The sequence below is a fragment of the Christiangramia sp. genome (genome assembly GCF_029937855.1).
Classification (GTDB): Bacteria; Bacteroidota; Bacteroidia; order Flavobacteriales; family Flavobacteriaceae; genus Christiangramia.
In genome coordinates this window covers 1-13157 of record NZ_JAPYPC010000011.1, presented here as the reverse complement: position 1 = coordinate 13157, position 13157 = coordinate 1, and the positions used below count along the sequence as shown (strand labels likewise).

The following is a 13157-nucleotide window of genomic DNA, read 5'->3' as shown; positions in this document are numbered from 1 at the left end:
CTGAAATCATGACACTATATCAAAAAACTCTAAACGAATTCACTCAGGATTTTTTTGCAGGCGCAACTACCGGAATCTTAGTTTCAAGCTGTTTGGGATCTATCGCGGCAATGTTCATTTTAATGAACGGGCATGATGTTATAAATATGATCCAGCTTGGAATAATCGTTGTCGCTTGTATGTGGTTCAATGCTTCGGTCCTTGCACAGTTAAAAGCAAAATTTGTTCTTAATTCGCTTATCATAAGTCTTATATTAAGTTCCATTTTAATTATCATAAATCTTATATGATCAAAAAAGATATTAAAAACCGGGCTGATGTATTTTTACTGGTGGACAGCTTTTATAAGAAAGTTAGGCAGAATGGAGAGATCGGCCATTTTTTCAATAACACGATCACCAATTGGGAATCACATCTTGAAAAACTGACCGATTTTTGGGAAGGCAATCTTTTCTTTACTGGCTCATTCATGGGAAATCCGGCGCAGGCACATGTAAAAGTTGACGCTGAACATAAGAATAGTATCACCGAATATCACTTTGGTATCTGGTTAAATCTCTGGTTCCAAACCATCGATGAACTTTTTGAAGGCGAATATGCGCAACGGGCCAAGAACAATGCCCGAAAAATGTCTACCCATCTCTTTCTGAGGATTTACCAAAACCGTGGGATCTCTTCAAAAGCATAGTCCTAAAAAATACCTTTACACCGGTCACTGCGAGCCCGTACACCGCCGCAGGCAAATCTTCGTTTTTTAAAAATAAAGGTCTCGAATTTGCTACAACCTGACTAACAGCAATTGATAATCCTTTCACATAATTACTGGCTTATATTAAGGTTAAGATTAATAGAGAGCAAATTGCCACGGCTTCGCCTACCATTGACATCAAATTAAAGTGTAACTGCGAGTAGAAACGATGGAGCAGTCTATTTTAATTCATAGGATCTCATCTAATTTGCTACTGATGATATACGAAAATTGGAATTTTGATAACCATCTTGGCTGAAAAGCCGTAGCGGGTATGTAGAAACCTGTCACAAATATTCAGGTTTTTACCAATTATGAAGATAAAATCAAATTTTTCCCTGATGTCTTCCAGGAAATTGTAGTTGAGATCTTTGAACCGGATCACGTTCTTTTCCTGGCCTTCCGGGTTACGCGCAATTACCTTTGTATCATTGATCTCCATCAGGCTAAATTTGGTTTTTTTTAAATAAAAACTTTCCTCCATGATCTGTACGATCTTTTCATCGGGAATCAGAGATGAATCTACCGGGAAGATCGTGTTTTTGGGAATTTTATATTGGCAGCCTGCTGGCACGGCGATAATATTACATTTTATCTTCCGAACCACATCATAGGCATGGTCGCCCAGGATAGGATGCTGATGTGTTTTCTGACTAACGGTTCCTATAAAAATAAGATCAATTTTACGTTCTTCCATCGCCAAACGTACAGCCTTTATAAGATTTTCTGAAGAAAGGGAGGTATTGAAATGATGTTCAGGATTACTGCTATAATATTTTAGTTCTTCAGCATTTTTCTGAAGCTTCTCTAAAATATCAATTAGCTGATGCTCAAGCTTATTGCTGGCTGTCCTATTAAAATTAAAATCCTGAATATTCAGTAAATAGAAATTCGAAGGAATTTCCTGTAAAAAATCTATAGCATATTTTGCAGCATTATCTGAAACTTCCGAAAAGTCAGTCAGGATTAAAACATTCATCTTTCATCATTTAACATAAGCGAAATTACGCCAGAAGTGACTATAGAAAAATGACAAAAATCAGTTATTAGAATGTAAGGGATGAATTGCGCTACTTAATATTCTTAAGCGCTTCAGGATTCAGCAATTTGATATTTCGACCTTCGATCTCGATCAATCCTTCTTTTTTGAAATCAGATAAGGTTCTAATAAGACTCTCCGGGGCCATCCCCGCGACACCTGCAAGATCTGCCCGCGAGATACGGATACTTTTTAGTGGATGCTTTTCAATCCTTTCAGCAAAAAGCAAAATAGTATTCGCAGTTTTTTTCCTAACAGAACCATAAGCCATATCCATAAGCTGCTGTTTCAGTTCTGAAAGGTTCGTATTCAAAACCTCGATAAGTTGTAACGTAACTCGTGGATTTTTTGCCAACACCTTATGGAATTCCTCCCGGGAGATCACATATAACTGTGAATCTTCCATAGCGGTGGCGTAATCTTCATAAGCCGATTGTGTATTATTTGCATGATTCCCGAAGAAATCCCCAGCTTTATAGAGTTCCGTGATCAATTCCTTTCCCTGGTTATCCATTCTGTGTGCCTTCACCACCCCACGTTTTACCAGGTAAAAGAAATTTGAGTGTTTGCCTTTTTCATAAATGACCTCTCCTTTCCTGAAATCTTCCAACCTATATTCCTTGAACATTTCACGAAGATCATCGAGATCTTTGAGGGTTCCCTGATCTGTTTTGGGCTGATCGATTTTTTGATAAGATTTAAGGATCGCGACTTTTGCCAGTCGACTTTCAATCGCACTTAAAAGATCTTCTTCATCAAAAGGTTTGGTGAGGTAATCATCGGCACCAAGATCCATTCCTTTACGAATATCCTTATGTTCAGTCCGCGCTGAAAGAAAAATAAATGGGATATTGGCGGTTTCAGGATCGTTGCTCAAAGCCTCCAGAACTCCATAGCCATCAACTTCCGGCATCATGACATCGCACACGATAATATCTGGATGAGAAGCCCTGGCTTTATCGATTCCCTGTCTTCCATTAGCCGCAGTTGCCACTTCATAATCTGATAATTCCAGTAATTCGGCTGTATTTTCCCTTACGGTTATATCGTCTTCAATAAGTAGTATGTTCTTCATAATTTCAATTTATCAGGATTGATTAACCGGCAGTTCCACTCTAAATTTGGTTCCTTTTTCTTCTTCACTTTCAAAACTGATGTTTCCACCAAGATTTTCAAGGTGGGCCTTCGCAATATTAAGTCCAATACCAGTTCCCTGATCAAGAAGTGCGTTTTCTGCCCTGAAATAACGTTCAAAAATATGTTTCTGATCTTTTTCCGGTATTCCCCGACCCTGATCTTCAATAGTAAAAATTATATTCTTTTCCCTGAAAGCTATCACCAGTTTGATAGTGGTATTTTCCGGAGAATATTTTACCGCATTTCCCAAGAGATTGGACAGGATAAGCTCCAGTATCTTTTCATCCTGAAATAGCGTAATATCTTCAATGTCCCTGGGATAAATAATTTCCTGGCCATCTTTCAAAGTGATATTGGCGTTGTAGATCACTTCATTGATAAGCCGCTTGAGACTGAAACTGGTATATTTGTACTGGCCTTTTCCTGTGTCCAGTCTTTCGATAGAAAGAAAATCGTTAAGGATATTATTGAGGTAATGCACCTTATTCCTGATGGTCACGAGGTGCTTCTCCCTTTTTTGCTGCTGCTCTTCTTTGGTATATTTTTCAGTGAGCATTGCAGAGGTTAAAATACCACTTAAGGGAGTTTTGAATTCATGAGAAACCAGCGAAAGAAATTTTGTTTTTAGTTCATTCAATTCCTTTTCCTTTTGCAGCGCATCCTTGATCTTTTTTTCGGCTTCTTTTCTCCGAGCTATTTCCTCTTCGAGATCTACATTTACCTTTTGAAGTTTCTTTACACTTTCACTCAATTCGCTGGTCCTTACCTTGATCTTGTTTTCAAGCTGAGCATTTAGTTCCTGTATTTGCCGCTGGGTTTCTTTTCTCACGCTAATGTCTATCACCAGGGACATGACATATTCTTCCCCCTCCATTTTAAAAGGATTCAATCCGGCTTCAACGGGAAAAAGGGTACCGTCTTTTTTTACGCCGTGCAGGTCCCTACCATGGCCCATCTGCCTTTTTTCCGATTTATCTATAAAATTATTGAAATGACGATGGTGACTGTGGTGATATTCTTTAGGGATAAGCACGTCCAGATGCCGATCTATGAGTTCCCCCTCTTCATATCCAAACATTTCTTCGGCAGCCAGATTCGAGGCAACGACTATTTGTTTTGAATTCACCACAATGATCCCTTCCGAAGCGGCCTGGAAGAGCAAATTGAAAATATCACGATTATTCTTGAATTTTTCCTGCAATATGAGCTAATTAAGAAAGTACAAAATTGAAAATTAAAACCATTCCATTCAAATTTATGACATTCTAATTTTCTATTCCCTGTCTATAGGATGATCTTCATAATAATCTTCAAATGTTTTTTCTGTGGTATATTTTTCAGTAAGCACTTTATAAACAGTCCAGATCAACAACAACTGCCCCGCACAAACCATATAAAAGATCAAAGGAAACGGGAAATTCAGTGCAGAAAAAATGGTAACAAGAACCAAAACGCAGGTGGTTAATATGAGGAATAAAATAGCCGAACTTTTCATTTTTAATTTTAAGATATCCATTTTAATAATGGAAACATCTTAAAAAACCGCTAAAAATTCGCTTAAAATCAACTAGTTATACCTGAAAACATTTTAAGCCATAAACTTTAAACAGTCATAGAAAATAATCTGGCTTCGGGTTTTTTTCTTTGCAGACGTAAATCAAAAGCCATGGCCACATTTCTTACGAATGGCCTGCCTTTTTCGGTGATTTTAAGGTAATTGCTATCAATTTCCACAAGTCCGTCCTGCTGCATTTCCCTGAGTTTGACCAGCACTTCAGGAAGTTCCCTAAAAAACTGATTACGGGTATACCAAAAAGTTTTCAGTTTGCACATTAGATTGAGAATATGCTTTCTAATGATAAGATCTTCTTCAGTTAAAATATGGCCGCGATAAACAGGTAAAATATTATTCTGAACCAGGTGCTGATATTCCTCCACGCCCTTTACATTTTGAGCAAAACCATACCAGCTGTCACTTATAGCTGAAACACCCAGGCCAATCATCGACAGTGTTTTGGAGGCCGTATATCCCATAAAATTACGGTGCAGGCTTTTATTTTCCACGGCCTGGTAAAGACTATCGGTTTTCAGTGCGAAATGATCCATTCCTATTTCTTCATATCCGGCTTCAAGGAGCATTTTTTTTCCTATTTCGTATTGCTCACGTTTTTCGGAAGCTGAAGGAGTGTCGCTTTCTTTGAATCCGCGCTGGCCATTGCCTTTAATCCATGGAACATGTGCATAGCTATAAAAAGCGATCCTGTCTGGCATTAATTCCCTGGTTCGCTCAATGGTATGGATGATATGTTCCTTCTTTTGAAACGGCAACCCAAAAATAATATCATGCCCCACTGAAGTAAAACCTGCTTCCCTTGCTTCTATAGTTGCTTTTTTCACGTTTTTGAAAGGCTGAATACGGTGAATGGCCTTCTGCACTACTGGATTATAATCCTGCACTCCATAACTAAGCCTGTTGAAACCTAATTTAGCAAGTGCTTGTAGATGATCTTTTTTAGTGTTATTAGGATGCCCTTCAAAACTAAATTCAGCATCGGGGTGTTTACGGGCTAAACTAAAAATTCCATCCAGCAATAATTGAAGGTTTTCTGCTGAAAAAAAGGTGGGTGTACCCCCGCCAAGATGTAATTCCTTGATCACCGGTTTTTCTTCAAAAAGATCCCAGTACATCTTCCATTCCTTTAAAACGGACTGGATGTATGGAACCTCTACATGGTGGTTTTTTGTTATTCTTTTATTACAGCCGCAAAAAGTACACAGGCTTTCGCAGAAAGGAAGATGAATGTAAAGACTTATGCCTTCTGAAAAATTGCTCTCGTCAAAGCTTCTCTGGATCGAAGCCTTCCATTCTTTTAGTGTAAATAGTTCATCGTCCCAATAAGGCACGGTGGGATAACTTGTATAGCGAGGTCCCGGGACATTATATTTACCAATTAATTTTAAATTCACTTTCTTAGGTTTTAGCAATTTCAAAAGTAATTTCAGTAGCCGAAAAGAAACATGACGATAATCAGGTTTTGGTAGAATAATTAAGTGTGTAATTTAAACTTTGAGCTACTTTATTAAAATCCCGGAACAGACCATTACTCCTCTGGCTTTCCGTTTAATTTTAACTTTCTCCATATTTAAGCGTAGAGCATATAAAGTCCAACCACAATTGGAACTTATCACAAATCATCATTTTTTTTACTATTCAATTAAATATTTATTGTGGTTGATATAAATTATTAGTACTTTGACAGATCGGCCTGCCATCAAATAAAAGACTAGATGAAAATTTCCACCTCACCAATAGCCAAAAGGATTAGAAAGCTTAGGCAGTCTAAAAATTGGACTCAAAAAAATGTGGCGGAAAAGCTATTTATTTCACAAGCGGCATATAGCTTAATTGAAGGGGGCCAAAATGGGATAAGTGTTAATCACGTTATACGCCTTAGTAAAATTTACCACACTACCACGGATTTTATTTTAATTGGTAAGACCATTCCAGTTTACATAAAAATCAACCTCGATTATCACCATCTTATCTTTAAATAATTTCAATAACTAGCGAAATGGTAACTATTCATAAAAAATTTTAATAATTTTTAATCACCAATTTTTTTATTTAGGATAAAAATTGTTAATAATCCAATTCCCGCCATTATGATTCCTATCATTATAAAACAATCTTCCATACTAAATTTTTATTATGTACGCATAATAATTATACCAAATAGCTTATTCTGAAATATTTATCAGCAGATAGCAAAAAATTTAATGAGAAAAAGTTTTTTATTATATTCAAGTTTTAGCAGAGCTATTGAAAAATCTCTTTCCCCTTATTACTGCTTTAGCCATAACCGAACGATGTTTAATAATTTGTCTATTTTGACCGGTTTGGTAAGGTAATCATTGGCACCAGCCTCAAGACTTTTGGCTTTATCTTCAGGCATTGCTTTTGCGGTTAATGAAATTATCGGTAAATTATTATAGGCTGCATCTTCCCTGATTTTTTTTGTGGCTTCGTATCCATCCATGACTGGCATCATTACATCCATCAAGACAATATCTATTCCTTTTTCCTTTTCTAATTTCTCAATCGCCATTTTTCCGTTTTCTGCCAATACTACCTTCATACCCGAATCAGTTAAGGCTTTGGAAAGGGCATAGGAATTACGTTCATCATCGTCTACTACCAATACCTTTCTGCCTTTTAAAACATGTTTCGGATCATGCAAGTCATGCATTATCTTTTTCTGCCTGGTCGAGAAATTATTTTCGTTAAAATGTATAAATAAAGAAACCTCATCCAGAAGTAATTCAGGAGAAGAAGCTCCTTTAATTAAAATACTATCTGTAAACTTTTTCAGTTCTCTCACTTCTGTTGTTGTGAGTTCCTTTCCGGTATACACAACTACTGGAGTATTACCTTCTTTTGGACTTGATTGTAACTGTTTCAGCACCTCAAACCCGGTAATATCTGGTAGTTTAAGATCAAGAATAATACAATCAAATCTTTTGGATTTTAGTTCTTCTAATCCATCCTTTCCCGTGCTTGCCGTAGAAATTTTTAATTCTTTATTCTTGAGGATACTTTTTATTGCTTTTAAAGTTACTTCATCATCTTCAATTATTAGAAGTTCTCTAAGAGGCGAGCTATCTAATTTCTTTATTTTTTTTATAGCATGCTCAAGAACATTGGAGGTTAAAGGTTTTACACTAAAGCCCATTGCACCTTTACTTAACGCCTCCCTACGTCTATCTTCATCTCCCGTACAATATACCGGTATGTGCCTGGTTTGTAAATTGAATTTTAAATGATCCAGAAGGATCAGCCCTTTCATATCAGGTAATTGATTGTTTAAGAGTATACCCTTGGGTTGGTATTGAGCAGCCATTTTCATTCCTTCTTTCCCGTCCTTTGCAAAAAGAAGTTTAAAACCGTATTTCTTGCCTAGTTTCTTTATTGTCTGCGCCAGGTATTGGTCTTCATCAATTATCAATAATGAGTATTCGGAAGCTTTTAAATTATCCCTATCATCAGAAATATTATTTAGTTCCTGTGAACCTGTAGATTTATTTTCTACCAACTCCATCGCTTTATTTGGCGAATTATTTTGGTTTGAATGTCTATAAGAGGAAATGGCATCATCCATTTCTTTTATAGGTGCGCTTGGAAGGTCTATAGGAACATACACCTTAAAAATGCTGCCCTTTCCTTCTTTACTCTCTATATGTATTTCCCCACCTAGTAATCTTGACAATTCTCTTGAAATGGTTAATCCAAGTCCTGTGCCCCCATATTGACGACTGGTACCTCCCTCTGCCTGCTGGAAAGCTTCAAATATCATCATTCGCTTTGCCTCTGGAATTCCAATTCCGGAATCTTTTACTGAAACTTCCAATACTTCAGATTTGGAAATGGTAATTTCACGAAAATCAACCCCTTCATCCGGTTTGCAAATAGAAACCTCCACCGAACCTTTTTCGGTAAATTTAATTGCATTTGAAATAAGATTCTTTATGATTTGTTCCAGCCGCTGCCCATCGGTAATTATTCTTTCAGGCGCATTTGGTTTAGATTGAATTGTAAATTTTAGCTTTTTCGATTTGGCCAGGGGTTCAAACTGGTCCTGAAGGTTATTTACAAGGTTATCTATTCGAATTTCTTCCGGATGAATCTGTAGTTTTCCCGCTTCTACTTTAGAAAGGTCCAGAATATCATTAATAAGATTTAGCAGGTTTAAACCTCCTTCATAAATAATGCTTGCCGACTTTTGCTGATCTTTAAACAAATTGCCTTTTCTATTATCACTAAGGTCTTTGGAAAGGATCAGAAGACTATTAAGTGGTGTTCTCAATTCATGAGACATATTGGCCAGGAATTCTGATTTATATTTACTGGCTAGCTCCAATTCCTTTGCTTTACGTTCTACCTCAACCCTACTGGATTGAAGATCTTCTTTCTGCATCTCCAAATCTGTAGTTTTTGATTCAAGGTCTTCATTGGCCATCTGTAATTCCTTACTCTGAATCTTTAGTTTTTCCTGTTGTTGCAGCAACTCTTCTGATTGACGCTGCGACTCTTCCAGTAAGTCTTTCATCTTTTCCCTATCGAGAGCAGAGTTAGTAGTAATAGCAATGTTTTCTCCTACCGACCGTACCAATTCCAATTGATTATCATTGAATGACTTGAAAGATCCTATTTCTATCACCCCCTTTACCTCACCATCTATAATGAACGGCTGAACCAAAATGTGTCTGGGTTCGGTTTTTCCCAGGCCAGATGATACACTTATGTAATCTCCGGGTATTCCTGAAAGGACTATGGCTTCTTTCTCCGTAGCAGCCTGACCTACAAGACCTTCTCCAAAATCAAAAGTGGTTTTAAGGGATTTTCGATGGGTAAACGCATAAGAACCGGTCATTCTTAATTGTTTCTTATCCTTATTCCCTTCCGCCAAATAAATTACTCCTACCTGGCCATCGAGGTATTTAGTTAAATAGGAAATAATATTCTTGGACAACGTCAGGAGGTCTTGTTCGCCACGCATTCTATCGTTAAGCCCAGCTTGTCCGGTTTTAATCCATGCTTCATTCTCATTTTCTTCTGAGATACGTTTCAAGTTTTCAGTCATGGAGTTCAGAGCAATTCCCAACTGATCGGCTTCACTACGAAGTGGCATTTCAATGGCAAAGTTCCCTTCTGCTATAGTATTGGCTGCCTTTACAATGGTCGTGAAACTGTCTACCATCGCGTTGATGTTATTTTTTAACTCCTGAACTTCACCCTTTACTTCCACATCAATTTTCCTGGAGAAATCACCTCTGGCTAGGGCAGTAGATACCCCGGCGATATCCCGTACCTGGGAGGTAAGATTACTTGCCATCTGGTTCACATTATCAGTAAGATCTTTCCAGGATCCTGCCACATTAGGTACCTCGGCCTGACCGCCTAGAATACCTTCCGTACCTACTTCCCGGGCAACATTGGTTACCTCATCTGCAAATATATTAAGGGCATCTACCATGATGTTGATCGTAGTAGAAAGTTCTAATACCTCGCCTCCTTTTCCTTGTTCTGAAATTTTCTGTGAAAGATCCCCATGTGCAACCGCTGTGGTTACAGAGGCAATCTCCCGTACCTGGGTGGTCAAATTACTTGCCATGGTATTCACATTATCCGTAAGCCCCTTCCAGGTACCTGCGACATTAGGTACTTTTGCCTGACCTCCAAGCATACCTTCAGTTCCAACTTCCCGGGCCACACGCGTTACCTCCGCGGCAAAGACATTCAACGAGTCCACCATCTGGTTGATAGTGTCTTTTAATTCAGCAATCTCCCCTTTTACATTAATAGAAATTTTTTGTGAAAGATCCCCATTGGCTACCGCAGTCGCCACGTTAGCGATCTCCCTCACCTGACTGGTAAGGTTACTCGCCATCGTATTTACATTTCCGGTAAGGTCCAACCAGGCACCCGCAACATTGGGTACTTCCGCCTGACCTCCCAACATCCTCTCAGTACCTACCTCGCGGGCAACACGCGTTACCTCATTGGAAAGTATGTTCAGGGAGTCCACCATGGTATTGATAATAGTCGAGAGTTCTAATACTTCTCCTCCTTTTTCCTCTTCAGAAATTTTCTTAGATAAATCACCGTTTGCTACAGCCTTTGTCACCGATGCAATTTCCCTTACCTGTGTGGTAAGGTTTGATGCCATCGTATTTACATTCTCGGTTAATTCCCACCAAGCTCCACCTACATTGGGAACCTGCGCCTGACCACCAAGTATACCTTCAGTTCCAACTTCGCGGGCAACACGGGTTACCTCATCTGAAAATATATTCAGGGAATCCACCATGGTATTGATGGTTTCCTTTAGTTCTGCTATTTCACCTTTGGCTTCAATGGCAATTTTTTGTGCCAGATCTCCTTTTGCTACTGCGGTTGCAACATTCGCAATTTCCCGTACCTGAGTGGTAAGGTTCGAGGCCATATAATTTACATTATCGGTAAGGTCTTTCCAGGTTCCGGCCACATCTGGAACCTTAGCCTGACCTCCAAGAATTCCTTCTGTTCCCACCTCCCGGGCAACACGGGTTACCTCATCAGAGAAAATGTTTAGCGAGTCCACCATCTGGTTGATGGTATCCTTAAGTTCAGCAATCTCTCCTTTTACATCAATAGTAATTTTTTGTGAAAGGTCACCATCGGCTACCGCAGTAGCTACATTTGCTATTTCCCGCACCTGGGTAGTCAGGTTGCTGGCCATGATATTAACATTATCGGTAAGATCTTTCCAGGTTCCGGCGGCACTAGGTACAGTTGCCTGTCCTCCCAGTTTTCCTTCGGTACCCACTTCACGAGCAACCCGCGTTACCTCAGCGGCAAACAGGGTTAATGAATCAACCATGCTGTTAATGGTATTCGAAAGAATTAATACTTCTCCACCTTTTCCTTTTTCCGTAATTTTTTGTGTAAGGTCTCCCTGGGCAACCGCCGTGGTTACAGATGCAATCTCCCGCACTTGATTGGTCAGGTTGCTTGCCATGGTATTTACATTATCTGTTAAATCTTTCCAGGTCCCGGCCACATCAGGAACTTCTGCCTGTCCCCCTAGTTTTCCTTCAGTACCTACTTCACGCGCCACGCGGGTTACCTCGTCAGAGAAAATATTAAGGGAATCCACCATCTGGTTGATAGTATCCTTTAATTCAGCAATCTCTCCCTTAACATTAATAGAGATTTTCTTTGAAAGGTCACCATTTGCAACTGAAGTTGCCACTCCTGCAATCTCCCGTACCTGGGCTGTAAGATTGGAAGCCATGGTATTTACGTTAACAGTAAGATCTTTCCAGGTTCCGGCAACATCGGGCACATCTGCCTGTCCTCCCAACTTTCCTTCAACCCCCACTTCCCGGGCCACATTCGTAACCTCTGCAGCAAAAATATTCAGGGAATCCACCATTCGGTTAATGGTCGTAGACAATCCAAGAACTTCACCACCTTTTCCTTCTTCCGTAATCTTTCTTGAGAGGTCACCATCAGCAACCGCCGTGGTTACACCTGCTATTTCCCGCACTTGCTCCGTCAGGTTACTTGCCATCTGGTTCACATTATCGGTAAGATCTTTCCAGGTTCCGGAAACATTCGGTACGCTCGCCTGTCCTCCCAATTTCCCTTCTACTCCTACCTCTCGGGCTACCTGTGTTACTTGTTCTGCAAAAATATTCAGGCTACCCAAGGTTCGGTTTATTACATCGGCCATGGACCGGAAGTCACCAGTTACTGTAAGACTAAATTTATCTTCCAGTTTACCCGCTGCTATACTATTAAGGATGCGGCTTACTTCAAGTACGGGTTTAGCTATAGCTTCAATAAGAATGTTGATGTTATCGATCATATCCTTCCAGACCCCACTGGAAGCTTTGAATTCAGCCCTGGCATCCAAGTTTCCTTCAATTCCCCCTACACGGGAAATACGTGATACTTCCGTACTTACACCTCCAATCATTTCAACCATGGTATTGTAAGCTTCAGACAGATCAGCGAATTTATCGTTTCGTTCTTTTGACAACCTTACGGAAATATCTCCTTCCCTAAATGCTTCCAATGCAAATATCAGCCTGTCCAATTGTTCATGCATATAATCATTATCCTTGAACATATCTTTATCTGCTACCCGTTTAGATTTTTTAACCAATCGACGTTTTACAGGAGTGGTTTTTTGGGTTGAGATTTTACTTTTTGTTTTGGTAGGTGTGGTCTTTTTGGGCATAGGAAATGGCAGATTTTAAATACGTGGGAAAATAATCATGAAAAATCGAATATGTATTATGAATTTTTCAAGTGTAAAAGCTTTTTAAATCTAAAAATTGTGTGAAATTTATGTGAAATCTGGGGAAAAATAATTTTCTAAAGGTATTTTTGGTGAATTATATAGAGGGACAAGATGTGATTTTTCCACGAGCAATTATCACATTATGAGGCCTGCAGAATTTATAAATTCCGTAAATAAGTATTATAATGCATAAAATTTTACTGGTTGAGGACGATAATCACCTGGGCCTTATACTCAAAGATCAACTGGAAATGAATGGTTATGAGGTATTCTTATTAAGAGCCCCAAGGGAGACAGTAGAAAATCTTCTGGAAGGAAAATTTGATTTGGTAATAATGGACAAATTATTGAACGGAATTGATGGGACAGATATCTGTGCCGAAATAAG

Annotated in this window: 10 protein-coding genes; 4 read left to right on the top strand and 6 right to left on the bottom strand. The window is 38.9% G+C overall.

Features of this window, described 5'->3' with window-relative positions; genetic code table 11:
* Positions 1 to 8: 8 nt before the first annotated feature.
* A complete protein-coding gene (locus tag Q1K34_RS07850) occupies positions 9 to 290 on the top strand; it encodes a hypothetical protein (protein ID WP_300436870.1) in 282 nt (93 codons plus the stop codon).
* Positions 290 to 688 (top strand): group III truncated hemoglobin, encoded by a 399-nt coding sequence (locus Q1K34_RS07845; protein ID WP_300437090.1) that lies wholly within the window; start codon positions 290 to 292, stop codon positions 686 to 688. Before Q1K34_RS07850 ends, Q1K34_RS07845 begins: the two co-directional genes overlap by 1 nt.
* A 271-nt stretch (positions 689 to 959) precedes the next feature.
* Here Q1K34_RS07845 and Q1K34_RS07840 read toward each other — a convergent pair whose 3' ends face one another.
* From Q1K34_RS07840 to hemN, 5 genes are all read right to left on the bottom strand, one after another.
* Positions 960 to 1727, bottom strand: coding sequence for a universal stress protein (locus Q1K34_RS07840; RefSeq protein ID WP_300436867.1), 768 nt, complete (start codon positions 1725 to 1727; stop codon positions 960 to 962).
* A 91-nt stretch (positions 1728 to 1818) separates the two neighbouring features.
* Complete coding sequence (locus tag Q1K34_RS07835; protein WP_300436865.1) at positions 1819 to 2862, bottom strand: response regulator; 1044 nt, start codon at positions 2860 to 2862, stop codon at positions 1819 to 1821.
* Between the two features lie 12 nt (positions 2863 to 2874).
* Positions 2875 to 4125: a PAS domain-containing sensor histidine kinase gene (locus Q1K34_RS07830; protein WP_300436862.1), complete on the bottom strand. Its 1251-nt coding sequence runs from the start codon at positions 4123 to 4125 to the stop codon at positions 2875 to 2877.
* Positions 4126 to 4197: 72 nt separating this feature from the next.
* Positions 4198 to 4419, bottom strand: a complete 222-nt coding sequence (locus tag Q1K34_RS07825) for a hypothetical protein (RefSeq protein ID WP_300436859.1) — start codon at positions 4417 to 4419, stop codon at positions 4198 to 4200.
* Between the two features lie 107 nt (positions 4420 to 4526).
* The gene (hemN, locus tag Q1K34_RS07820; protein ID WP_300436857.1) at positions 4527 to 5891 is read right to left on the bottom strand and encodes an oxygen-independent coproporphyrinogen III oxidase; all 1365 of its coding nucleotides are present in this window, start codon (positions 5889 to 5891) and stop codon (positions 4527 to 4529) included.
* A gap of 321 nt (positions 5892 to 6212) precedes the next feature.
* Here hemN and Q1K34_RS07815 point away from each other — a divergent pair, with 321 nt between their 5' ends.
* Complete coding sequence (locus Q1K34_RS07815) at positions 6213 to 6479, top strand: helix-turn-helix transcriptional regulator (RefSeq protein ID WP_300436854.1); 267 nt, start codon at positions 6213 to 6215, stop codon at positions 6477 to 6479.
* A gap of 287 nt (positions 6480 to 6766) precedes the next feature.
* Here the strand turns inward: Q1K34_RS07815 and Q1K34_RS07810 are convergent, their stop codons facing one another.
* Positions 6767 to 12706: a HAMP domain-containing protein gene (locus tag Q1K34_RS07810; protein ID WP_300436852.1), complete on the bottom strand. Its 5940-nt coding sequence runs from the start codon at positions 12704 to 12706 to the stop codon at positions 6767 to 6769.
* A 248-nt stretch (positions 12707 to 12954) separates the two neighbouring features.
* Between Q1K34_RS07810 and Q1K34_RS07805 the strand changes: the two genes are divergently transcribed.
* A partial coding sequence (locus tag Q1K34_RS07805) for a response regulator (RefSeq protein WP_300436850.1) occupies positions 12955 to 13157 on the top strand: 203 nt, incomplete at its 3' end.

Coding starts and splice junctions, on each gene's coding strand:
- Q1K34_RS07850 (WP_300436870.1), top strand. CDS start 9: ATGACACTATATCAAAAAACTCTAAACGAATTCACTCAGGATTTTTTT.
- Q1K34_RS07840 (WP_300436867.1), bottom strand. CDS start 1,727: ATGAATGTTTTAATCCTGACTGACTTTTCGGAAGTTTCAGATAATGCT.
- Q1K34_RS07835 (WP_300436865.1), bottom strand. CDS start 2,862: ATGAAGAACATACTACTTATTGAAGACGATATAACCGTAAGGGAAAAT.
- Q1K34_RS07825 (WP_300436859.1), bottom strand. CDS start 4,419: ATGAAAAGTTCGGCTATTTTATTCCTCATATTAACCACCTGCGTTTTG.
- Q1K34_RS07815 (WP_300436854.1), top strand. CDS start 6,213: ATGAAAATTTCCACCTCACCAATAGCCAAAAGGATTAGAAAGCTTAGG.
- Q1K34_RS07810 (WP_300436852.1), bottom strand. CDS start 12,706: ATGCCCAAAAAGACCACACCTACCAAAACAAAAAGTAAAATCTCAACC.